The 22,333-nt window shown below is 60.1% G+C and carries 29 protein-coding genes; 19 read left to right on the top strand and 10 right to left on the bottom strand.

Annotation, left to right across the window (positions count from 1 at the left end):
* The 8 genes from DYI20_RS10630 to DYI20_RS10595 all read left to right on the top strand — a co-directional run.
* On the top strand, positions 1–200 hold a 200-nt coding region (locus DYI20_RS10630), incomplete at its 5' end, for a transposase (RefSeq protein ID WP_146206787.1).
* Positions 201–206: 6 nt separating this feature from the next.
* Entirely contained in the window at positions 207–536 is a 330-nt protein-coding gene (locus tag DYI20_RS10625; protein ID WP_110101455.1) for an AAA family ATPase, read from the top strand.
* Entirely contained in the window at positions 533–1,387 is an 855-nt protein-coding gene (locus tag DYI20_RS10620) for a hypothetical protein (protein WP_110099195.1), read from the top strand. Before DYI20_RS10625 ends, DYI20_RS10620 begins: the two co-directional genes overlap by 4 nt.
* Positions 1,388–1,735: 348 nt before the next feature.
* Positions 1,736–1,987: an ABC transporter substrate-binding protein gene (locus DYI20_RS10615; RefSeq protein ID WP_110101456.1), complete on the top strand. Its 252-nt coding sequence runs from the start codon at positions 1,736–1,738 to the stop codon at positions 1,985–1,987.
* 88 nt (positions 1,988–2,075) lie between these two features.
* The gene (locus tag DYI20_RS10610; RefSeq protein WP_110099197.1) at positions 2,076–2,273 is read left to right on the top strand and encodes a hypothetical protein; all 198 of its coding nucleotides are present in this window, start codon (positions 2,076–2,078) and stop codon (positions 2,271–2,273) included.
* Positions 2,274–2,628: 355 nt separating this feature from the next.
* On the top strand, positions 2,629–2,910 hold the full coding sequence (locus tag DYI20_RS10605) for a hypothetical protein (protein WP_110099198.1): 282 nt from the start codon (positions 2,629–2,631) through the stop codon (positions 2,908–2,910).
* 17 nt (positions 2,911–2,927) lie between these two features.
* Positions 2,928–3,554 carry a SatD family protein gene (locus tag DYI20_RS10600; RefSeq protein WP_158278489.1) on the top strand — a complete coding sequence of 209 codons (627 nt, stop codon included), beginning with the start codon at positions 2,928–2,930 and terminating at the stop codon, positions 3,552–3,554.
* On the top strand, positions 3,551–4,210 hold the full coding sequence (locus DYI20_RS10595; RefSeq protein ID WP_110101458.1) for a hypothetical protein: 660 nt from the start codon (positions 3,551–3,553) through the stop codon (positions 4,208–4,210). The genes DYI20_RS10600 and DYI20_RS10595 overlap by 4 nt, the downstream gene beginning before the upstream one ends.
* A 38-nt stretch (positions 4,211–4,248) precedes the next feature.
* Here DYI20_RS10595 and DYI20_RS10590 read toward each other — a convergent pair whose 3' ends face one another.
* Positions 4,249–4,560: a hypothetical protein gene (locus DYI20_RS10590; protein ID WP_110101459.1), complete on the bottom strand. Its 312-nt coding sequence runs from the start codon at positions 4,558–4,560 to the stop codon at positions 4,249–4,251.
* A gap of 10 nt (positions 4,561–4,570) precedes the next feature.
* The gene (locus DYI20_RS10585) at positions 4,571–4,927 is read right to left on the bottom strand and encodes a hypothetical protein (protein WP_110110713.1); all 357 of its coding nucleotides are present in this window, start codon (positions 4,925–4,927) and stop codon (positions 4,571–4,573) included.
* Between DYI20_RS10585 and DYI20_RS10580 the strand changes: the two genes are divergently transcribed.
* The 5 genes from DYI20_RS10580 to DYI20_RS10560 all read left to right on the top strand — a co-directional run bounded on the left by DYI20_RS10580 (position 4,926) and on the right by DYI20_RS10560 (position 9,324).
* Positions 4,926–5,135 (top strand): DUF4282 domain-containing protein, encoded by a 210-nt coding sequence (locus DYI20_RS10580; protein WP_158278488.1) that lies wholly within the window; start codon positions 4,926–4,928, stop codon positions 5,133–5,135. The two genes, DYI20_RS10585 and DYI20_RS10580, sit on opposite strands and share 2 nt — an antisense overlap.
* A gap of 283 nt (positions 5,136–5,418) precedes the next feature.
* The gene (locus DYI20_RS10575) at positions 5,419–6,477 is read left to right on the top strand and encodes an iron-siderophore ABC transporter substrate-binding protein (protein WP_110101462.1); all 1,059 of its coding nucleotides are present in this window, start codon (positions 5,419–5,421) and stop codon (positions 6,475–6,477) included.
* Positions 6,474–7,460 (top strand): FecCD family ABC transporter permease, encoded by a 987-nt coding sequence (locus DYI20_RS10570; protein ID WP_110101463.1) that lies wholly within the window; start codon positions 6,474–6,476, stop codon positions 7,458–7,460. Before DYI20_RS10575 ends, DYI20_RS10570 begins: the two co-directional genes overlap by 4 nt.
* Positions 7,457–8,527, top strand: coding sequence for a FecCD family ABC transporter permease (locus tag DYI20_RS10565; RefSeq protein WP_183145630.1), 1,071 nt, complete (start codon positions 7,457–7,459; stop codon positions 8,525–8,527). The genes DYI20_RS10570 and DYI20_RS10565 overlap by 4 nt, the downstream gene beginning before the upstream one ends.
* Complete coding sequence (locus DYI20_RS10560; protein WP_110101464.1) at positions 8,524–9,324, top strand: ABC transporter ATP-binding protein; 801 nt, start codon at positions 8,524–8,526, stop codon at positions 9,322–9,324. The genes DYI20_RS10565 and DYI20_RS10560 overlap by 4 nt, the downstream gene beginning before the upstream one ends.
* A gap of 221 nt (positions 9,325–9,545) precedes the next feature.
* Here the strand turns inward: DYI20_RS10560 and DYI20_RS10555 are convergent, their stop codons facing one another.
* The 5 genes from DYI20_RS10555 to DYI20_RS10535 form a co-directional block, all read right to left on the bottom strand.
* Positions 9,546–10,652, bottom strand: coding sequence for a nitroreductase family protein (locus tag DYI20_RS10555; RefSeq protein ID WP_110110712.1), 1,107 nt, complete (start codon positions 10,650–10,652; stop codon positions 9,546–9,548).
* 92 nt (positions 10,653–10,744) lie between these two features.
* The gene (locus DYI20_RS10550; RefSeq protein WP_122549481.1) at positions 10,745–11,773 is read right to left on the bottom strand and encodes a hypothetical protein; all 1,029 of its coding nucleotides are present in this window, start codon (positions 11,771–11,773) and stop codon (positions 10,745–10,747) included.
* Positions 11,757–12,353, bottom strand: a complete 597-nt coding sequence (locus tag DYI20_RS10545) for a hypothetical protein (RefSeq protein ID WP_183145629.1) — start codon at positions 12,351–12,353, stop codon at positions 11,757–11,759. The genes DYI20_RS10550 and DYI20_RS10545 overlap by 17 nt, the downstream gene beginning before the upstream one ends.
* Positions 12,353–14,047 carry a phenylacetate--CoA ligase family protein gene (locus tag DYI20_RS10540; RefSeq protein WP_243857796.1) on the bottom strand — a complete coding sequence of 565 codons (1,695 nt, stop codon included), beginning with the start codon at positions 14,045–14,047 and terminating at the stop codon, positions 12,353–12,355. Before DYI20_RS10540 ends, DYI20_RS10545 begins: the two co-directional genes overlap by 1 nt.
* Positions 14,048–14,088: 41 nt before the next feature.
* On the bottom strand, positions 14,089–14,412 hold the full coding sequence (locus DYI20_RS10535) for a putative quinol monooxygenase (RefSeq protein ID WP_122549480.1): 324 nt from the start codon (positions 14,410–14,412) through the stop codon (positions 14,089–14,091).
* 88 nt (positions 14,413–14,500) lie between these two features.
* Between DYI20_RS10535 and DYI20_RS10530 the strand changes: the two genes are divergently transcribed.
* Positions 14,501–15,424 carry a DNA-methyltransferase gene (locus DYI20_RS10530; RefSeq protein WP_122549479.1) on the top strand — a complete coding sequence of 308 codons (924 nt, stop codon included), beginning with the start codon at positions 14,501–14,503 and terminating at the stop codon, positions 15,422–15,424.
* A 63-nt stretch (positions 15,425–15,487) separates the two neighbouring features.
* On the opposite strand, the gene DYI20_RS10525 is transcribed toward DYI20_RS10530, so the two are convergent.
* Complete coding sequence (locus DYI20_RS10525) at positions 15,488–16,285, bottom strand: hypothetical protein (RefSeq protein ID WP_122549478.1); 798 nt, start codon at positions 16,283–16,285, stop codon at positions 15,488–15,490.
* Between the two features lie 252 nt (positions 16,286–16,537).
* Here DYI20_RS10525 and DYI20_RS10520 point away from each other — a divergent pair, with 252 nt between their 5' ends.
* Both DYI20_RS10520 and DYI20_RS10515 read left to right on the top strand, forming a co-directional pair.
* Positions 16,538–17,083, top strand: a complete 546-nt coding sequence (locus DYI20_RS10520; RefSeq protein WP_110123340.1) for a peptidylprolyl isomerase — start codon at positions 16,538–16,540, stop codon at positions 17,081–17,083.
* 103 nt (positions 17,084–17,186) lie between these two features.
* Complete coding sequence (locus DYI20_RS10515) at positions 17,187–18,140, top strand: rhomboid family intramembrane serine protease (RefSeq protein WP_243857795.1); 954 nt, start codon at positions 17,187–17,189, stop codon at positions 18,138–18,140.
* Positions 18,141–18,255: 115 nt separating this feature from the next.
* Here DYI20_RS10515 and DYI20_RS12680 read toward each other — a convergent pair whose 3' ends face one another.
* Positions 18,256–18,492: a cell division protein CrgA gene (locus DYI20_RS12680; protein WP_233488049.1), complete on the bottom strand. Its 237-nt coding sequence runs from the start codon at positions 18,490–18,492 to the stop codon at positions 18,256–18,258.
* A 107-nt stretch (positions 18,493–18,599) separates the two neighbouring features.
* Between DYI20_RS12680 and DYI20_RS10505 the strand changes: the two genes are divergently transcribed.
* From DYI20_RS10505 to DYI20_RS10500, 3 genes are read left to right on the top strand one after another with little or no spacing between them, the layout of a single operon-like run.
* Positions 18,600–19,586: a class E sortase gene (locus DYI20_RS10505; RefSeq protein ID WP_122549477.1), complete on the top strand. Its 987-nt coding sequence runs from the start codon at positions 18,600–18,602 to the stop codon at positions 19,584–19,586.
* 11 nt (positions 19,587–19,597) lie between these two features.
* Positions 19,598–19,762 (top strand): hypothetical protein, encoded by a 165-nt coding sequence (locus tag DYI20_RS12390; RefSeq protein ID WP_166769954.1) that lies wholly within the window; start codon positions 19,598–19,600, stop codon positions 19,760–19,762.
* Entirely contained in the window at positions 19,762–20,355 is a 594-nt protein-coding gene (locus tag DYI20_RS10500) for an anthranilate synthase component II (RefSeq protein ID WP_122549476.1), read from the top strand. The genes DYI20_RS12390 and DYI20_RS10500 overlap by 1 nt, the downstream gene beginning before the upstream one ends.
* A gap of 43 nt (positions 20,356–20,398) precedes the next feature.
* On the opposite strand, the gene pknB is transcribed toward DYI20_RS10500, so the two are convergent.
* Entirely contained in the window at positions 20,399–22,309 is a 1,911-nt protein-coding gene (pknB, locus tag DYI20_RS10495; protein WP_244924683.1) for a Stk1 family PASTA domain-containing Ser/Thr kinase, read from the bottom strand.
* Positions 22,310–22,333 lie beyond the last annotated feature (24 nt).

Below are 22,333 nucleotides of genomic sequence, written 5' to 3'. Positions count from 1 at the left end.
GGACGCTGAAGAAAAGGGCGGCAGACATCCTGGCCTACTTCGACCGCCCCGGAACCTCCAACGGACCCACCGAGGCCATCAACGGACGACTCGAACACCTGCGCGGATCCGCCCTGGGCTTCCGGAATCTCACCAACTACATCGCCAGGTCCTTGCTCGAGAGCGGAGGATTCAAGCCCCGTCTACACCCTCGATTGTGAAGAGCCATGAAACTGCGCGAAATGTCGAAGGGTATGCGCGAGAAGATCCAGATCGCGCTCACCATGTCCCGCCGGGCCAAGCTTTACCTGCTTGATGAACCGATCAGCGGTATCGACCCGGCCGCGCGCGACGAGATCCTCGACACCGTCCTCAACAACCTGGCTCCCGACTCACTGTTGGTGATGTCAACTCACCTCATCCACGACCTTGAACCTGCTATCGACACGGTGGTGTTCATGCGCCACGGTCGTATCACGCTCACCGGCAACGCCGACGATCTGCGCGCTGAACACGGTCTGAGTATCGACCAGCTTTTCCGAAAGGTATTCCGATGACACTGACACTCTTAAAACACGAGTTCATCCGCACCCGCGTTCTGCTTGCGATCATCATCGGTGGCGCCCTCGCGGCGAGTGCTTTAGGCACGCTGCTGATGTGGATCAATCTGCCAGTCGTGAGTCACTTCGGGCCACCACTGATCGTGTTACCGATCGTGGCGCTCGTGCCCGCGACTCAAATCGCCCTCGCCATCGACTTTTGGTGTTCAGGGTTTCGCAGTGGAGGCTACCTCACTCACGCGATTCCGGTGAAAGGCGCAACTATCTTCTGGACGAAGTTATTGCACATGATGCTGGCGACGGCGGTCGTATTGATCATCGGATTCCTGCTGTTCTGGGCCGCCTGGTTCACGTTTGCGAGCTCACCAACCGCTGCTGGTTTGGGCCCTGAGGAGCCGAACTTGTTCGTGGCGTTGGGCTCGGGACTAGAGGCTATCAGCGACTTCATCCCGCTACCATTGCTCCTCGGAGTGTACCTGCCGATCGTGGTGCTATTCATATTTTTCACCTGGCCGGTGATGTACGCATTCATCGCCTCTGTCGGTAGCGAGGGTCCATTCGGTCGAATGGGCATTGGTGGCCTGGTTTTGATGGCCGTGATCACCTACGTCGGTAGCCAAGCCATTATCTTTCTTGCGATACTGGCTATTCCGTTGGGATTCGACTTCACTGTTGTTAGTGACGATGGAACACCGCAGCTGGTGGTCATCAACACCCTCGAGATCGCCTTTGCCGATGGTGACAGCGCCATCATGCCACTCGGCGTGTTCGTCGGAACGATCCTCACGCTTGTCATCGTCATGTGGCGCACCCACCGTTCCTGGAATCGGCACGTTTCACTCAACTAATTGTGCGGTGATGCGGCGGGCAGGATCCTAACCTGCCCGTCGCTGGCAGTGTGCCGGCACCGTTCGTGGTGGATGTGATTATTTTCTGCGGTCACGGCGATTCCCTCGGGATACCTGATAACTATCTATTGGTCTTGCATAACGATATAAGACTTGCCGTCGATGTGTTGTCGAGTACTCACACACTGTAAGGTCGACAAGGTGTCGTGAGGTGGCACCGGTACCGTCCCACCGTGGCTACCTCGAAGGAGATCCCATGAATCGTTGGGAAAAGACCCGGAACAGACTCACCACTCTGGTCGGAACCGCTGTTGTGCCTCTGACACTTAGCGCCTTCGGGGGCTATGAGTGGGTCCGAAGCTCAGCGGAGACGCCATTGTTGATCTCGACCCCGACGTGATCCTGGCACCGCGCTCAGGTATGACCCAGAAGCAGTACGACCTGCTGGACGATATCGGTCTGAGAGCGGCTTGTCTCGAGTTGACGTGGACCATCACGTGGGAAGAACAGATTCACACCGTCGCCACCGTTCTGGGGGAAGAAGACCAGGCCCCGAAGCTGATCGAAGAGATCGACCAGGAATTTCACGACCGTAGCTAGGAGGAATAGTCCAACGACACCTTCTCGTATATACCAGAAGGGACCAGGCACACCGGGCCTGCTCTTTCCTGGAGAGTAGCGCGTCCCGATGGAGAGCAAATTCGGTTTGACCGTAGACTCGGCGCTGATCGGACTCGAGAACATCGATATGCTCAAGAATCCCGATCTGAGTTTTATCTGGTATGACGATAAGGAAAACCGGAAAGTGATCGAAGGCCAAGATCTCTACGCTTCGATTCTGGCAATTGACAACGGTGTTGTGGTGGCACCGACCAGTCTTTGGTGACCGCATCCTCCATTATGAGCCCATTAACTGTGCCCTGGGTGCTGGACCGATACGAGACCCATGATCGATGAGACCGTCCAGAATGCTGAGGGCGAAGGCTCCGCGGACCACGCCGAGTAAAACACTAGTTCGCACCTGTCCTGCGCGGTGGCGACGACGCCTCCTGACAGCAGGTGCTGGCAGCCCGCTGGCCACCCGCCCTGGTCGGGGCAGTGGTCGGTGCTACTCTGGCTGTTTATCCAGGAGCTGACCCGCAACCCGCTGGAAGGGCCAGGGCTACCCCGGATGCCCACCGGGGCCTGCGTCGCGGTGGTAAACGGCTACTGCCTTCTTCGCATTACTCGGTGCCATCGCCGTGGTGATCCTGGTCTCGGTGCTAAGTCGGTCCTCCGGTAGCGAATCGGTCGTACCGCTGAGCCTGGCCGGAGCATGGTTTGACACCCACTGGGCGATACTGCCCGCGGTGCTTCTCGGTCATGGCAAACTCATTGCCGAAGATCCCGCCGCCCTGCTCCTCACCGCAGAGTTGGTCCACCGGGTCTTTGGCCCCGAGTGTGAGATCTTCCCTGACCCGCGCCCGATCGCAGAACGCACCGAGAAGTTCACCTCAAAAATAGTTATACTAGCCTCTATATAACTGTTATGGTTATATACATGACGAGCGTTCCCGTGATTTTCGACATCGTGGGGTCCCGTGATCTTCCCGATCGTGTCGTGGCCCATTCTGTGATCATGGATGCTTTTGCCCGTATCGAAGAGCAGATTGTGCCCGACCATCCGGCCTGGGCCACAGTGGGCGACGAGTTCCAAGCGGTCTACTTCTCGTGGCAGGACGCGGTGCGAAGCCTGTACCGTGTGCATCTTTTCTTGCCGGCAGAGGTCCAGGTACGTGCTGGAGTGGGCATGGGACGTATCACGACGATTGCTCGTAGCGTCACCGGGCCAATTCATGACGGGCCCGGCTGGATCGCAGCCCGGGAAGCCCTTAACGAAGCCGAGGTGCTCCAGCAATCCTTACCTGCCGTCAGACACCGCCTGCGCGGGGAGGATGCCGACCTGGCGGCGGCGGTTAACGCTCAATTTCTGGCCGTTGACCAGGTACTGGCCCGGTTCAAGTCCCGCGAACGTCGCATGGCCGGAGCCTTATTGCACGGGGTGACCCAACGGGAGATCGCCCAGTCCGAAGGAATCAGCCAGGCGGCAGTTTCCAAAGCCGTGCATCGGTCTGGGGCAGCTATGCTGTTACGGTTAGATCGCGAGTTGGCGGGGGAGACATCATGATGTTTGGTTGTGCCCTGCTAGTCATCGGGGTCAGTGATCTACTGGCCGTGTTCATCCGCCGGATGCCGGCCCGGTGGCTGATCGCGACGGTGTGGTGGCTACTGACCCTCATTGGTGCCACGGTCGTGACCCACTGGTGGCACGCAGCCGTGGCGGTCGTGCTCGCTCTCGTCTGGATGGTGGCTAGCCAACGCCACCTGATCTGGCGTGGTCCAGTGCTGGTCGTGCTACTGGCCGTGGTTTTCGGTGTCACGTGGGCGACTGGAGATCACGAGCCCAGCCCGATCGTTATGGCGACCGGATCGTTGGTGTTCTTATCCAGTACCGGCAATGAAGTGGTGCGCAGTGTTTTGGAACTTACCGGGCGTCACGAGATGCCCGGCCAACACCGGCCCCCGGAGGAGGAAGGCTCCACAGCCTCCTCACTGCGAGGTGGTCGTATCATCGGTCCGTTGGAACGGATCATCATTTATGTGCTGGCCTTGACGGGTGCCCAAGGCATTGTGGCAGCCCTGATTGCCGCCAAAGGGATTGTGCGCTTTCCCGAAATTTCCGCCGATCGTCGGATCGGGGCCCGGGCGGAAGAATTTCTCATCGGGTCCTTGACGAGCTGGGGTCTGGCCGGAGCGCTCGCGGCTGCCACGCTCGTTCTCTAGGCCCCATCTGTCGTGTTCCCTCAGTCCGGGCGGGCCGGTCACCGCCCGGTCAGGCGCATCAGTCTCCGGCCGGCCACGATGATCTCGGCGGGGGTTTGCGCGGGATCGCAGAACAGAACCGGGGTACCGGCTTGAGGTTTCCCGGCGCAACGGGGCAGATGCGCGGTGGCTCGACTCAGGGTTGCCACCGCCGGGGCCAGTGAATCCGCCCAGCGAGTGCGTAGCAGTCGGGCAATCCGTTGTATCGGTTCGGGTAGCATGAGACAGGTGCCGTCGAGCCCGTCAAGGTAGCGTCGCGGGTGATGGGGATCCAGGCGTAACCAGCCGGTGAATTCCCCCGGTTCGGCCACGCCAGTGGGTTCACACGCCAACAGAATCTGGGTTTCGGCTCCGGACCCGATCGGCCCAGCCGGAGCTGTCGGGCTGGGCGACGGCCTGTACCGAGGTGGTGAGGAAACCGATGCCGTGGAGTCGGTAGCCACCGGCCCGACGGAACACCTCGGCCGACGCCGGGTTATCCTCACCGATATAGGTGACCCGCAGGGGGCGGCCCACCAGTCCACCCCGGGCCAGTCCGGCCCTAAGCCCCCTAACTCGCGAACGTCCGTGGAAGACAGAGGCGTCTTTGCCTTTCTGTTTGATATGTCGGTCGATAGCTTTGTAACCATCAAATTCACGAAGTTTATCTTTAATTTTGATGATCGTTCTGGTCGCCATGTCGCTGATCTTTGGCTGGCTGGTGCCAGCATTTAGCATGATGGGGACAGATGCCGCGCCGTTCGGGATATTGTGGTTGCTGTTTGGGTGGATCTTTCCCGTCATTCAGCTCGTGTTGTTCCGTGTGGTGCTGGAGCTATTCATCGCGACGATTCGCACCGTGCAGAATACCGCTGGTACTCGCCAGGAAATTCAGGTGCTGCGTTAGGAGCTTGCGCAGCGCAACTGAGTTTCACAGCTAATCCGGCTGTTTTTAAGAGGCGATCGCCCGTGTGGTGATCGCCGCTTTGATGTGTGTGATGGTCGTGGCTGTGAGTGCAGATCGACATCGTCGCCAGCTTGAGTTCTGCCGACCTTTCTAACATCCAATTGATGTTGCATAACAAAGTAAGTGTACCCTAAACTTTAAGGTCGAGTAGATACACACCGTGGGCTCGATGAGGTGTCCTCAGCAAGCGCTGTTTGGCCTTGACTACCTAGAAAGGGATTTCATGAATCATTGGCAGAAGACCCGACACGGAATAACTGTTGTGGCAGGAACTGCTGTTTTAGCTCTGACACTCAGCGCTTGCGGTGGTGAGAACGGGCCAGATGACCAGGCAGAGGACAACGGTGCATTCGAAACCGTGGAGATTGAACATGCCCTGGGTACCGCAATTATTGAGGACAAGCCCGAGCGCGTCGTGACCCTTGGTCAGGGCTCGACGGAGACGGCCATTGCCCTAGGTGTGACCCCGGTGGGTATTGAGGAATACCCATGGGGTGCTGATGACACCGGCTACTTGCCCTGGATCCATGAAGCCGTGGAAGAGGTCGGTGATGAATTGCCCGAACAGTTCACCGGCGGTACAGAACTTGATATCGAAGCCATTGTTGATCTTGAACCCGACGTCATCCTCGCACCGTGGTCAGGTATTACCCAGGAGCAGTACGACCTGCTCGACGATATCGCACCGACGGTAGCTTATCCGGAGTTGCCCTGGACCATCACCTGGGAAGAACAGATTGAGACCGTCTCTACCGCACTGGGCGAAAAAGAACGGGCCCCGGAGCTGATTGATCAGATCGAGCAGGAATTCGAAGACTATAGTCACGAGGAATGGTCTGACTACACGTTCTCTTATATTTACAACGATGGACCAGGAACGCTCGGCGTGTTCTTCCCCGGAGAGCAGCGCGTCCAGATGGTGAGCAAGCTCGGGTTGCAAGTGGATCCGGCAGTTGAGGACATGAAGGAATTCGAGGTCGAAGGGACCGACTCGGCAATGATCGGACTCGAAAACGCTGATATGCTCAATGACTCCGATCTGATCTTCACCTGGTATTCCGATGAGGACAATCGCGAAGAGACGGAAGGACAGGACCTCTACGCCTCAATTCCGGCGATCGACAACGGTGCCGTGGTAGCACCGACCGACCAATCCTTTGTAACCGCATCCTCCATCATTAGCCCGCTGACGGTGCCCTGGGTGTTGGACCGTTACGAGCCGATGATCGATGAAGCGGTCGAGAATGTGGAGGGTGAAGGCTCCGCTGACGACGCCGAGTGAAAGCCTGGATCGCACCTGTTCTGTGCCTATTCTTTTTGCTGCTAGCCAGTGCCGCATCAATCGCCTACGGGTCTCGGGAGAATGACCTCCGCGAGGTAATTGACGTGTTGCGCGGTGGCGGTGACGCCCACTTACAACAGGTTCTGGCAGCTCGCTGGCCACGCACCGTGGTCGGTGCCACCGTCGGTGCCTCCCTGGCCGTTTCGGGTGTGATTATCCAAGGTCTCACGCGTAACCCACTGGGTGAACCCGGTCTGCTGGGTGTGACCACGGGGGCCTCAGCCGCTGTGGTCACCGCGGTTGCGTTCTTCGGGTTCTCCGCTACGGTCGGGCCCGCCACGGTGCTGGTCGCATTACCCGGGGCCATCGTCGTGGTGGTCTTGGTCTACGTCCTCAGCCGGTCGTCCGGAAGCCAATCGGTGGTGCCCCTCATTCTAGCGGGGGCCGTGGTCTCGGCGGTGCTGACCGCCTATATTCAAGCCATGGTGCTCACGCGGCCACAGGTTTTCGACTCCTACCGGCACTGGGTAGTTGGTTCCTTGGCTGGAGCCCAATTCGAAACCCTGTGGGCCGTACTGCCCGCGGTGATCCTTGGACTGCTCTTGGCCGTGATCCTTGCCCCGGGGCTGAACACCCTGGCCTTGGGTGATGAGGTGGCGGTGTCGCTGGGGGCCCCAGTCGTTGCCATCCGTGCCGGAGGAATTCTGGCGGCCACGCTGTTGGCAGCAGCCGCCACCGCGGCGGTGGGACCTATCGCATTCATCGGGTTGGCAGCCCCGCACCTGGTGCGGTCCTTGGTTGGTGGTGACTTTCGGCAGCAGGTACCCGTTGCCATTCTGCTGGGAGCCTCCCTGTTATTGGCCTCCGACGTCGTGGCTCGGGTGATCACCCGGCCCGAAGAACTCATGGTCGGTGTCGTGACCGCCTTTCTGGGTGCTCCCTTTCTCTTGGTGGCGGTACGCCGCGGAAAGGTGGCAGTATGACCACCGCACCATCCCGTTCACGCCCCACGCTACGACGTGGCGAGAACATGTTGACCCTCGGCAACATTGTGGCCATTCCCTACAGCCCCCGGAGCGCTGTACTGGCCGTGGTGTCGATTCTGGTTATTCTGGTCTTGGCAACGGGCATTGTGGCTTGGGGGCCGATGGGGCTTGGGCCGGCCGAACTGAGCGCGCTGCTGAGAGGGGAGGCTGAACCCAGCACGATCTTTGTGCTTGAACGCCTCCGTGGCCCCCGGGTATTAGTCGCTATCGGCGTCGGTATTGCTTTAGGACTCGCCGGGGCGCTGTTCCAAACGGTCACCCGTAATCCGCTGGGTAGCCCCGATGTGATCGGGTTGAGCGCTGGAGCTGGTGCTGGAGTGGCGGTGGCGACCATGTTCTTTCCCGGGATGGTTTCCGCATCGGTGGGTTCTCTCATCGGCGCGGCCGTCGCGGTCGGACTGGTGTGGATTTCTACCGGCTTGGGCTTTGCCTCCCCCTCTCGGGTCATCGTGACCGGAATCGGTGTGGCCGCGATGTCGCTGTCGATCACCCACTACGTGGTGGCTGTGGATGTGCGGGATTCTGCCTCCCAGCTCGCCGCCTACCTTGCTGGGTCACTGGGGGCACGAAATATGGAACACGCCACGACCATCGGCATCGCCCTGCTGGTGCTGATCCCGGCGGTCATCGCCCTCAGCCACCACCTGACTCCGATGGATATGGGCGATGAACTGGCCGATACGTTGGGTAGCTCGGCTACCAGCACGCGCGCCTGGGCGATTGTGCTTGCGGTCATCTTGGCCGCCATGGCGGTCTCTGTGTCCGGACCGATTGCCTTCGTGGCGCTATCGGCGCCACATATTGCACGCCAAGCCACGCGCACCCCGGGCCCCCACCTGTTTCTGTCCGCCCTGGTGGGTGCACTGATAATGTTGGCCGCTGACTTCTTGGTTCAACACGTCCCGCTATTTGACGGGCTCCCGGTGGGGGTGATCACCACCGGTGTCGGCGGGGTGTATTTGGGATACTTGCTGATCAGTACGTGGAGGAGGTCCACTCGATGAGCACCTCATCGCTAGCAGAGGCATCATTACAGGCCACGGGCATCACGGTGGGCTATGGCGGGAAGCCACCGGTTTTAGAGAATCTGGACTTCCAGGTTCCTGCCGGACAATTCACCGCGATCGTAGGGCCCAATGGCTGTGGCAAATCCACGTTAGTGAAAACCTTGGCCCGGACCCTGACCCCCTCCGCCGGTCACGTGAGCCTGGATGGGCGCCCCTTGGACCGGTACCGCTCTAAACAGATTGCCCGTCGTGTGGCATTACTTCCACAAGATCCGGTGGTCCCCGATGGGGTCACGGTCCGTGGGCTGGTCGCTCGAGGACGCCACCCCTACCATTCGGCACTGCGCCAATGGGTGGCCGGTGACGACGGAAAGATTGCAACGGCTATGGCCGCCACCGACGTGACTGCCCTGGCCGACCAGCCGGTCGCAGGACTGTCTGGAGGCCAGCGTCAGCGTGCCTGGATCGCAATGATTCTCGCCCAGGACACCGAGTACGTGCTCCTCGATGAGCCGACGTCCTTCCTGGATCTAGCCCACCAGATCGAGGTCTTGACGATCTGTCGCCGAATGCGCGATGAACGTCGCAGTGTGGTGGCAGTGCTTCACGACCTGAATCAAGCCGCCCGCTACGCCGATCAGCTGGTGGTCTTAGCCGGCGGGAACATTGTCGCAACCGGGGCACCCCACAATGTGCTCACCGCCGCATTGGTGCATGAAGTCTTCGACTTGGAGTGCGAGATTTTCCCCGATCCGCAATCCGGTAGCCCCATGGTGGTGCCGCTGGCTCCTTAGCCTCGCAAGGGTCATTGGCAGGGTAATGTCAGCACTTCCTCCGGGCGTGCCGGCGGTGGTCCTCGAGGAGATCGACAATATCGTCGGGCGATTTGCGTCACTGGTGTTGGATCACCAGGGTGGGGTATGTCGCGGGGTGATGAGGCCGGGCACGTCGATGGCGCGTAAGCGATGCAGCCAATCGGGTAGGGAGGTGTCCAAGTTTGTTGAAACCGGTTCCTCTAGCGTCCGGTCATCCGTGCGGAACGTGGCGGCGTGGATGCGGGAACTCCCACCCGGAAATAGGACAGTGGTCGGTGGTTGTGCTGGGATTGTTGATCGTGGGATGTGACCCAGCGGTGGAGATAGGACGCGGTGGCCGGTGCGTCAATCATTTCGGTGGCCGGTGCCACGGATAACCCGAGCTGGTGCAACCGTAACCACAACCTGTGCAAGGTTCTGCCGGCGTCGATGATCTGGGCGGGACTCTCGGCGGGGGCAGAAAACAGCACGGGTGTGCCACGGGTTTGGGTGTGATGTTCCGCGGTGGATGTGCCGGGGGACCTGAAGCGGGTGTGAACCCTAGCTAGCATCCGGGAGGTGGCCGAGAGCGGTGTCGCCAGGATGTCGGCGAGTGGAGTGCGTGCCACCCGGGCCAGGCGTTGCACTGCCGGTGGTAGCAGCAGGCAACCGCCGTCGAGCCCGTCGAGGTGACGCCGCGGATGGTGCGGATCCAGGCGTAACCATCCGGTGAGTTCGCGGATCAGCTCGGGCGAGGAGCTCAAATGTCTCGAGGCGATGGTTTCCAGGTCGCTGATGCGGGGGTCGGTGAATTCGACCGCCTGGGGGAATTCAGCGAGCGCCGTGGCCACAACATCCGACGCTGGTGTCAGCATGCCACGATAGACCCGACGGGAGAGCACATCCTCGGCACTGAAGTCATCGGTCGGTGCGGCGAGGGGTTGTAGCCGGAGCCGGATGCTGGTGTTGGCGCCCGAGCCAGTGACAGATTCGATGCTGAGCCGGTGTGGGTTCTCACTGTCCTGGCTGGCTGCAATTTTCAGGGATTCAATCCAGCAGCCCAGAGCAAGATAGAGGTCTCGGTCGGTGGGGTCACCGTAGATTAAGCGCCGTTCCGGGTGGACGCCCAGGTTGATGATTTTCTTGGGGGCGTCAACAAGGGGGTTCCAGGGCTGTGTGTTGTGGGCTGAGGGGGCCCGACCAGCGATCTGAATCCAGCCCTGGAGTCGATCGGCCCAGCCGGAGCTGTCGGGCTGGGTGATGGCCTGTACCGAGGTGGTGAGGAAACCGATGCCGTGGAGTCGGTAGCCACCGGCCCGGCGGAACACCTCGGCCGACGCCGGGTTATCCTCACCGATATCGGTGACCCGCAGGGTGCGGTAGCCGGCAGCGGAGAGCTGGGCAAATAACTGGCGGGAGACTAAGGAGAGCAGTCCCCGTCCCTGAAGCTGCGGTCGGTGCCCTGGGTGATCAACACGGCATCGCGCAACGAACTGGTGCGGTGTGGAACCGGGCGGAGTTTCTCTCCGGCTAGCTCGGCCAGCTGGCGAGGGCCCAGACGGCCGTTATGGGAGCGCAGGATACTCACCGGATCGGGGACCACCAGGGCAAAACTAGCCGGGCCCCTCGAGGTGGCATGGGAGCTGTCGTGGTCGAGGATCACAACGAGCCGGGGATCCATCAGTGCCTCGAGTCCTGCTGTCTGGGCGCGCATTTGCGTGGGAGAGATCTGGGTGTAGTAGGGAAGTTGGGCGAAGGCGGCGTTGTGTCCGGCTCGCAGGTGCTCTACCACACCGGATCGGCCCCGTAGATTCCAGCGGGTGACTTTCCGCGGGCGCACTCCGGCCCGCCGGTACTCCTCGACTGTGGGCGGGGTTCGGTACTGGTCCGGGATGGTTGCGACCGGAAGTTCCCAGGTGGCAGCCGGATACACCGTGGTGTAACCGAACTCTTCGGCCACATCCACTAGGCCGGGATCGTTATAGGTCGAATCGAAGAAACCAGGGTGCTCGAATCCATATAGCACGGCCCCGCCGGTCTGGTTCGGCAGTAGGCTGACCGGCCCAAAAATCTGGCGGAAACCCTGCTGTTCTGCCCGGGCGTGGATCCCGGTCAGCAGCGCTCGGAGTGCTGCTCGGTTCCGGTACAGTAGCGCCCCGAAATACAGAGCCCGTCCGTGACCGAGCAAGCCCGAGTCAGTGAGTTTGGCATCGAGAGTTCTTGAGGCGTGCATGGTGGCGTGGGCGTGGATCTGGCCGGTGGTGTCCTCTCGGACGACCAGCATCCGACACCAATCCACCTCGGGGTGGTGTCCGGTGAGCCAGGCGCGCAGGTCATCGGCGAGGACGGGCACCATCTTGTCTCGCCAGCCGGCACCGACGGGAGGGTCGGCGACCAGCTGATTCAGCTCCCGGTGCGGGGTGAGTAGCTCTTCACACCGTAGCGTCACGGCGATTCCGAAGGCGCTGGATGGTATCGACCCCGGAGCCCACCAGTGCTTTGGCCAGGGAGTTCACCACCCCCACGCCCTGAATGGTGGCGCGGGTGGCTCGAGACAGCACCGGTGGTGGGGTCTCCCCGGGGGCCGGGCGGGACCACTCGGTCAGTACCTGCAGCTGGTCATGCTCGGCCGACCAGGTGCCATTGGCGTATCCGATGTCGTCGGCCTCAAGAATCCGAATGAACCCCCCGACTACCGGATTAGCGGTGGGACCGCTGGGTAGATGGCCGGAGTGTTCATCAGTGCCGACCAGCCAGTGCATGATGGCCCGGTGTTCGTCGGTTTTGGCGAATTCCATCAGGGCCGACCGGGACTCGAAGGCCACCACCAGCCCGATACGTAGCGGGAACTCGAAATAGCTACGGTGCCACAAATAGCCCGGCGCATTGCGCAGTCGACGTCCCAGGGGCGGCCAGACCAGAATTTGTTGGATCAAGGCAGCGACATTGCGGTACTCATTTTGGCCCAAAAACAGACATCCGGTCCGGGCTTGGGGGGCTTTGCAGGCTGAAAAATCTCGAGTGCGCATTAGCTTTGTCTCTCGTCGTGCTGGGTTCGGGCCAGGTAGACGTTCTTGATCTTGGTGTTCGGGTCGCTGAAGGGGCCGGTCCCAAAGTCGTGGACCACCACCCGGATTTCTGCCGCCGAGGCATCCTCGGTCAACGACACCGCTACATCGCGAGAGACCGAAGCCAGGTGGTCCAACACCTGCTCGGAGAGCTGATCGGCCAGCTGATCTTTGGCGACCTGGTCCAACCGGGCGGCCGGGTAGGTCTCGGGATCGCGGAGCTGAATGTGCATGCGGGGCCGGTGCTCGAAATCGCCGATTTCCATCAGCTCAATCTGGAAAGAATCGATCACCTTGGCCGCCTCGGGGTCTCGATACAGCCCGTTTTGGACATCGAGCGGATAAATATTGGCGCCCATATAGGAGATCGTGGAATCTTTCCGCCCAAACAGCAACAGGAACGGCAATTTCATCTGCTGATTCCGGTAAGCCTCCTTGAGCCGGGAGACCAGTTGCGGGAAGGCGCTGGTGATCTGCACCATCTCGGGGAAGGACAGGATCCGCGCCTCGTCGCCAATGTTGTACCGCAACCGCGGGCTCATCACCGCCGAGGAATTGATCGTGACCATCAACTCCCCGTCGTCGGTAGTTTCCATATAGGTTTCCAGCGGGTTGTACTGGAAAATCATGGGGGTTCGGGTTTCGCCCTCGCCCAACAGCGCGGTGCGGAAGGCGGGATTAGCGATCAACTCTTTGCGCAAGGTGATGCTCAGATCGGTCTCGCCACCCATGCCGATGGTCAGATCGGAGGCACCATAGCCGGAATAGACCCGGTCGAAGGTTCCCAGTACGTAATCCCGGAGCCCTTCGGTCATGGCCTCGCCACCAACGAACCCGTTGATGGTGTACTCGGCGAATTCGTCTCCGCACTCATCGAGGAGATCTTTCAGATGCTTCAAAAACGGTGGATAGGCGCTGATCAGGTAGGTGAATCGTGGTCCGAAGTGGCGCAGGGTATCCAGGATCTTCTCCAGGTCCGGGCCGGTGTTCTTCACCATCGCAATTTTGGCCATGGCCTGACCGGTATTGGTCCCGGTCGCCCAGGCACCCATCGAGAACGCATTAATGCAGAACAAGTTCTTGCCACCAAAAAGCATGGTCACATAGCCGGCGACATTCTTGTGTACCGTTGCGGTTTCGTCCTTGGACCGCATCCAGTTGAACGGGGTGCCCGTAGAACCTGAGGACTCATCGACGACGGTGCCGGCCACCTCGATTTCACCGTCCCAGCACCGACTGGCTTCACCATAGGCCCTGACATAGTCGTCTTTGGAGGTAGGCGGATACGAGGCCAGATCCCACCAGCTGAATTCATAGTCGTTGCGGACCAAATAATCCTGGTAGGCCGGTACGTCCAGGGAGGCATGCTGGCAGATCATCCAGGCGTTGAGCTTGGCGAACCGTTCCAGACAAGGATGATAGTTCTTGGCGGTCAACCGCCACAGGGCCGGGTCCAGCCGGTAAATGCTGTACAGCGAGGTGAGCCCAACATTAGCAGCGCGCAACGCGATTTGCCGGGCAATATTGATCGGGGCCGACTTGATCGGCAACGGCAATAGCTCGTCGTCGTCACGGGTGACCGTCGAGCGGGTACCGGTTCCGCGCAGGCGTCGGGAGGCTTTGCGCAGAACCCGACGCAGACTCGATCTGCTCATGTGGCACAGCTTACGTTTCCGGCCAGTAACCGGACAAGAGGTTAGCCCTCGATCTTTTGCTCAGCCATCTCGTCCCAACCGTTGCCCTCAACCTGGCGGGAGATAATTTTCGGAGTCGACAGCAGATGCGGACGCATCGCCTCCAGCCCCTTGGCAAAGTGCTCACTGTTCACATGTGGGGCCGCACCGTCGTCGGTGAACCCTTCGATGAGGATGAACTCGTTATCGGCCTCCAATGATTTGGACCAGAAGAAGAAGAGGTTCCCTTCTTCGGCGCGCGTGGACTCGGTGAACTCCTGCACAATGTCAGGCCACTTCTCAACAGACTCAGGCTTGACTTCGTGACGGACCACAATGAAGTACATGACCATGGCTCCTTTCGGACGCGATAAACACGCCAGCTAACGTGACAGTTGTCTCTAGGCTACAGCCGGCGCCGTTAGAGTTGGAGGCATGACAAACGCCGACCGGTTCTCCCTACAGCATCCTCACGCCGTGATTCTGGGGGATAATTTGGGGCTACTGCAAAGACTGGCCGATGCATCAATCGATCTGATCTATATCGATCCACCCTTTAACACCGGAAAACGCCAAGTCCGGCAGAATATGGCCACCACGCGGTCGGCTGAGGGCACCCGCCGAGGATTTAAAGGCGCTCGTTACCAGACCATCAAGGGTCACCTGTATGCCTATAACGATCAGTTTGAGGACTATTGGGAATTCCTGGTGCCCCGGCTGGAACAGGCTTGGCGCTTATTGAAACCCACCGGTACGTTCTACCTGCACCTCGACTACCGTGAGGCCCACTACGCCAAGGTGCTGCTGGATGCTCTGTTCGGGCGGAACTGTTTTCTCAATGAGATCATCTGGGCCTATGACTACGGTGCCCGCAGTAAGAAGAAATGGCCGGCCAAACACGACACGATTCTGGTCTACGTCAAAGACCCCCAGCAGTACTACTTCAACAGTGCAGAGGTGGACCGGGAACCCTATATGGCCCCGGGACTGGTGACCGCTGAAAAAGCAGCACGAGGTAAATTACCCACTGACGTGTGGTGGCACACTATTGTCTCTCCGACGGGGAAAGAAAAAACCGGCTACGCCACCCAAAAGCCAGAAGGCATCCTCCGCCGGATCGTTCAGGCCTCCTCAGCACCCGGAGATACCGTGCTGGATTTCTTTGCCGGATCCGGCACCACCGGTGCGGTGGCCGGACGCTTAGGGCGTCATTTCGTGATGATTGATCAAAACCCCGATGCTATCAGCGTGATGCATCAGCGTTACCAGCACCGACTCCCCGATCTCGAGGTCGCGTATCTGCGGTCCATGCCGGACGGGTTGGAGACCTATCAACCCTTGGCGACATCCGGCCGTTAACCCCACAGTGGGGGTGGAGCATAGCCCCCACTGTGGGGTTAGGTACTTACTGCGCCGTGAGTGTTACTTCTTCTCGGCGGCGTGAGCGCCGGAGGACTGAGAGGACGCGGAGGTATCGATCGTCACCTCGGTGGTGTTCTGATCCTGCTCGTTCGAGCCGGTCTCCGACGTGACAGCGGGCTGAGCGGCCGGCTTCTGCTCGGCGTTCCGCCCGGAGCGCTGTGCGCCCGGAGTAGCGGGAGTGCCCTGAGCGATCGGCTGTGGGGTCGGGTTCTTCCAGGGATCCTCGACAGGCTTGGTCAAGCGGTAGATGGCGAAAGCAGCACCCGAGGCGGCCACGGCCAGACCCACGAAGATCCAGACTTTGTTACCAGCCTTGGACTTCTTGGCTTCCTTTTTGGCCTTCTTATGCTGCTTCTGCAGTGTCTTCTCGGCAGACTTGGTGTATTTCTCCAGTGCCTTCTTCAGTTTCTTGGAGGCCTTCTTATCGCCGGTGACGGTTTCTAGCACGTTCTGCACCGGTGCCGGAACATCGTGGTCGGATACGGCGTTCGCGGTTTTCTCGGCAGCCTGAGCCAGCTGTTCGGTGGCAGCTGGTGCGTAGTCTTCGACAACCTTGGTCCGAGCGGCCTCAAGAGCCTCGGAGACTTTATCCACACCACGCTGAACCAGCGGGGTGGCTTTCTCCACGCCGTCCTGGAAGGTTTCTCCCGCCCAGTTCAGGGCGTTCTCCACCTTTGGAGCCGCCCACTCTTTGGCGTTCTCGAAGTTATCGGCCAAAGTCGACTGGACCGACCCAGAAGCCTTCTTCAGCTTCTTCTCGGCCTGACGTGCGGCTTTTTGAGTAGAACGTTTCGACATCGTGGTCTCGCCTCCATTAGGGACACTAGCTTCGTCTCTAGCCTACGCGGGAATCTCGCAGTCTTCTATTGTGTGAGTGCGTGGCCACGAAAGATGTCGCGACAAGTCATGAATGACAACAGGAAACAGGATACTCTGACTGCGGTGTGTTAGCCGGGTGTGATTGTGCTCCAGTACGGCTGGATCGTAAACCGGGTTTTTCTCACCGCGGATATCGCCATGAAACCCCCCGGTCATGAAAGAATAGAAACCATGAGTTCAATTGCAACGCACCAAGCGACCATCCATACCAATCTCGGCGATATCGTGGTCGAACTGTTCGGTAACCACGCTCCAAAGACCGTGAAGAACTTTGTGGGCCTGGCCACCGGCGAGCAGGAGTGGACCGACCCGGCCAGTGGTGAGACCAAAACCGGTACCCCGCTGTACAACGGCACCATCTTCCACCGGATCATCAAGGACTTCATGATCCAGGGTGGCGATCCGCTGGGTCAGGGGATCGGTGGTCCCGGTTACGAGTTCGACGATGAGATTCACCCCGAACTGACCTTCAACGAGCCTTATCAGCTGGCGATGGCCAACGCCGGTATCCGTAACGGCAAGGGCACCAACGGCTCCCAGTTCTTCATCACCTCAGTGCCGACCACCTGGCTGCAGGGCAAGCACACCATCTTCGGTGAAGTCACCGATCCCACCTCCCAGCAGGTTGTCGACCAACTCAACGCAGTACCCACCGGCCGGAACGACAAGCCGGTTGATGATGTGGTGATTTCCTCGATCGAGATCACCGAGCTCTAAATCCAGCCGATCACTGATGAGCTCACACCGCCGGTTCCGCGCTGATGGTGGAATCGGCGGTGTTGTGCTGTGACCACAACGACCCCACCCAAGGACTCCCGGTATGACCACCTCAGATTCGAACCCGCCGGAATATGGTGCCTCGCCCGGCTCTTCTGCCTCCGAACCACAACCGGTCTGCCACCGGCACCCGGACCGGGTCAGTTATGTCCGCTGTAAGAATTGTGGCCGACCGGCCTGCGGCGAATGCCAACAACCCACCGAGGTGGGCGTGTTGTGCGCCGATTGCGTGCATCAGAACCAGGGTGCCCGCACCACTCGGCGCAGTGATACGCCTTGGGTGACGTATTGTCTGATGGGACTGTGTGTGGTGGTCTATATCCTGCAGTGGGTGACTGTCGCTCAACCGCAGGGCGTGACTCAGTTATTCCAATACGCCGGCGTGTATACCTCGGCGGTAGCACTGGAATACCCCTGGATCCCTTTTGAGCCCTGGCGCATGATCACCTCGGCCTTTGTGCACTCCCTCGCCAACCCGGTGCACCTGCTGATGAATATGCTGGTGCTCTACATGATGGGACGCGCCCTGGAACCGGCCCTGGGCCGGGTGCGTTTCCTGGGTCTGTACTTGCTGTCCGCTTTTGGCGGCTCGGTGGCCGTGCTGTTTCTCTCTGAACCTCATGTTCCAGTTGTCGGTGCCTCCGGGGCGGTCTACGGCCTGTTTGCCGCCATGTTCATTCTGCTACGCCAGTCCGGCGGACAGCTGGCTTCGATCACCGCGTTGATCGTGTTGAACCTGGTGATTTCCTTCGTGGGTAGCAATATCTCCTGGCAGGGCCACATTGGTGGACTCATCACCGGGGGTCTTACCGCCGGACTGATGCTGGGTCTGCACCAACTCTTCAGCAAGCGCATGACTGACCCCACCTCGCCAAGCGCTTCCGGCGGTCTATCCGCGACCGCGGTGGCTCAGCTGGGCACCTGGCTGGCCATTGCCGCGGTCTTCGTGGTGCTGGTGGTGCTGACCTGGGTCGGCGCACTGTCCATCACATTGTAACGAACGAATTTATCCACAGGGTTGTCCACCGATGTGGAGTAAATACCAGCTGTGTAATTACAATCCTGTGATTCTCCACAGATATTATCCACAATGTGGATAACGACCGGTGGGTTTAGCGCCAGCGCGTGGTCATCAAAAAGCCGATAATGGCGATCCCAAAGCCCACCACGATATTCCAGGCGCCGATGGATTGGATCGGTAGCGTGGCTCCGGATAGGTAATACACGATAATCCAGATCAGACCGATGATCATCAGTCCGAACATGATCACCTTGTACCAAACCGGTAGCGGATCAGGCTCGATGTCTTCTCCGAGCACTTCACGGCGAGTTGGATCTGAGTTCGTCACAGGACTTCCTGACGTGGATATTGCGGACAGTGTGGTAGGTCGGACATAGAATGGTCCAGGACGACATTCTACCTACTGGTTGAGCTCGCCTGGTCAGAGAGAAGAACATGAGCACACACGCCACACACCCCCGCCGAGGCGGGTTGCCTCGCCCCGGTCGCCGGTTCCATGATGACGTGTCCGGCCAGCCCTCAGGTGGCTACTATCACCCGGGTAGTTATCAGAAGATGCGTCGGTCCTTGCGTCCGGCCAAACCCACGGTGGTCAGTGTCTTTGGTGAACTGCTGGTGACCGCCGGGGTGTTCCTGTTGCTATTCGTGGTCTGGGAACTGTACTGGACCAACTTAGATGCCAATCGGCAGGCTGATGCCCACCAGCAACAGGTCATCGACGACTTCCAACGCAACTACGACGGGATGTTCACCGGCGATGGTCCGGATCCGGCGGTGCCGGCCGAGGTTGGTGACGGCGGAGACGCGTGGGGCATTCTCTACGTGCCACGCCTGGGCTCAGACTGGTCCTCGCCGGTGCTTGATGGGGTTAGCCCCGAGGTCATCGATCAGGGCGTGTTGGGGCGCTACCCGGATTCTCCCCGTCCTGGCGAAGAAGGCAATCTGGCCATGGCCGCGCACCGGCAAACCCACGGCTCGATCCTGTGGGATATGGACCAGGTGGTCGAAGGCGACCGGATGTATCTGCAAACCGCTAACGGCTGGTGGGTTTACGAGGTGAAACAAAACCACATTGTGCTTCCCACCGCCATTGAGGTCCTGGACCCCAACCCGTTGGATCCCGGTGGACCGGCATCGGGCCAGTGGTTGACCATTACCACCTGTCACCCGCTGTACACCACGCGCGAACGGATGGTCACCCACGCCGAAAAGGTGGAGTTCGTTCCACTGGCCGACGGTCCTCCGAAGGAAATTGCCGAGGTGGCCGCTGAGAATATGCCCGCCGGTGCCACCACGATCGATCCTGATCTCGAAGAGACCATGCACGAGCTGGCCCCGGTGACCATGAAGAACCTCTACGAAAAGTACCACGCGGCCCAGACCCAGCGTGAAACCGAAACAGCTGAGGCTGCTGCACGGTAAAGGAGAACATCATGTATGCCTGGTTTTTCCATATCTTGCCCGGGCCCACCTGGCTGAAGTGGATCGAAGTGCTCGTCCTGCTTGCCCTGATCGTGTTTGTGCTGATGGAGTTCGTCTACCCGTGGATGTCTGAATTCGGGTTCTTCTCCGATGCCACCCTGGAGACAGAGCAGTGATGTCCAGGTCCCCCCGCATTCTGGTGATTGACAACTACGATAGCTTCGTGTTCACCGTGATCAACTATTTGCGCGACGCGGGTGCCGAGGTTGAGGTGTTGCGCAATGACGCGCTGAGCTGGGAGGAGTTCGTGGAACGCGCGCAGGTCGCTGACGGGGTGCTCATCTCCCCGGGTCCCGGTGATCCCAGCTCGGCGGGAGTGAGCATGGACCTGATTCGCTGGGCCGCTGAGCAGGCCAAGCCACTATATGGTGTGTGTCTGGGGCACCAGGCCATCGGTGAGGTGTACGGGGCCCGGATCTCCCGCGCTGCCCAACAGCTCCATGGCAAGAACTCGAGCGTGACCCACACCGATCACCCGATGTTTGATGCGGTACCAAATCCCTTTACCGCCACCCGTTACCACTCCCTGGCAGCCGAACGTGACACCGTGGATGAGACCGTCTTGGAGGTCACCGCCACAACAGCGGATGGGGTACCGATGGCCTTTGCGCATCGCCACCTGCCGATTTGGGGAGTGCAATTCCACCCCGAGGCACTGATGACTGAAGGTGGCCACGAGATGCTGCGCAACTGGGTGAACACCCTCTAGCCACATCTACCCGGGGTTGCCGGGCGGTGCCGGGCCTTGCGGGTTAGTTCTCGTCCTCCGGTGTGGGTGTGGTCTCCTCCGGCTCGGACTCCTCCGGACTGGTGGTATGTTCCTCCGGCGAGGGCTCGGCTGTGGTCTGCTCGTCGGTCGGGGTGGGTTCTGGTGGTTCAATGGCCACCGTAATGGTAATGGTGGAGCCCTGATCGACGGTTTTGCCACCGGTCACCGACTGTTTGATGACCGTATCGGGTTGGGCTTCATCGGTCTCTTCGGTCTCCACATTGGCCGACAGTCCCACACCATCAGCTTCCAGGGCCCTGACGGCATCGGCCTGAGATCTGCCGATCACATCGGGCACTTCGACCTGACCGTTGGACATCTGCAACGAAATCGTTGCCCCATAGGAGACCGTTGAACCCAGCTCCGGGTTGGTATTAACCAGTCGGTCACGATCCACCGTGGCCGAATTGACGTAGTTAATATCGCCGACCTGCAGGCCCAGATCTTCCAGCGTATCGCGCACGGTCGCCTCAGAGGCACCAGCCAAATCCTCGGGGAGCACGACCTCTTCGGGGCCCATCGAGATCTTCAAGGTGATCTCATCATATTCCTGTAGCGTCTCGCCGGCAGCCGGGTCGGTACCCACCGCAATATCGGCGGCAATTTCGTCGTCGTGGACGTTCTCAATCACCGGACGCAATCCGGCGGTGGTCAATGCATTTTGGGCATCGGTCTGCGACATCCCGGCCACGTCCGGCACGGTGACCTGGGATTGTTCAATCTGTTGTTGCTGCCAGTCTTGATAGAACCACCAGCCGGCCACGCCGGCACCGGCCAAGAGCAACAGGACCACGATCCAGATCCACGCGGTAGATTTTTTCTTCTTGCGCGGTTGGGGCTCGTCGAGATCTTCGACCACGTAGCCCTCGTCGTCGTGGTTCGGGGCAAAGGGATCCAGGGGGTCCTGCTCGGATTCGGTGGCCGAGACGGTGGGGAATGCCTGGGTGGCCTCGGCCTCCGACCCGGGGCCGGCCATCGGCACGGCAGCCGGCAGCACCGTGGTGTGCTGGGCCGTGGCTTCTTCGTCGTGATCGGGGAAGATGCCGTGGTAGTGGGCATTTTCCAAGGCTTGGGCGAAGTCGGCACCGGTATCGAACCGATCATCGGGATCTTTCGACAGGGCTTTGGTGATCACCGCTTCCAGGGCCGGGGTCACGTCTGGGTTGATGGTCGAGGCCATCGGGGGGTCTTCCCGCACGTGCTGATAGGCCACCGAGACCGGTGATTCGCCCACGAACGGGGGACGGCCGGTAACCAGTTCGAACAGCACACAACCGGCCGAGTACAGATCGGAGCGGTAATCGACCTGCTCGCCGCGAGCCTGCTCGGGGGAGAGGTACTGGGCGGTGCCGACGACCGCTTGGGTCTGCGTCATGGTTGTGGAGGAATCTGACAGCGCTCGGGCGATCCCGAAGTCCATGACCTTCACATCGCCGGTCTCGGTCACCATCACGTTGGCCGGTTTAATGTCGCGGTGCACGATGCCGTGTTCGTGCGAGTAGTTCAGCGCAGCCAGAACTCCTGACATCCAATGCACCGCGTCATCGATGCTGACCTCACTGGAGCGCAACAAGGTGCGTAAGGTGGAGCCGGAGACGTACTCCATGATCATAAAGGGGCAGGATACCCCGGTGTGATCGGTATCGGGCAGGCGCTCTTCTCCGGTGTCGAACACTGCCACGATATTCGGGTGATTCAGGGCAGCCGAGGAGTGGGCCTCGCGTTGGAACCGGGTCTGAAATTGGGGGTCGCGTGCCAGATCCGGGCGCATCATCTTGATCGCCAGCTGGCGACCTAAGCGTTGATCGTGGCCCAGGTAGACGTCGGCCATTCCGCCGCGACCGATGAGCTCGCCGATCTCATACCGATTGTTGAGTACTTGCTGTTCTGACACGTGGAGAATCCTATCAGGACGGCC

This window comes from Auritidibacter ignavus (assembly GCF_003703835.1).
GTDB classification, from domain to species: Bacteria; Actinomycetota; Actinomycetes; order Actinomycetales; family Micrococcaceae; genus Auritidibacter; species Auritidibacter ignavus.
This window is presented reverse-complemented; position numbering and strand designations above follow the sequence as displayed.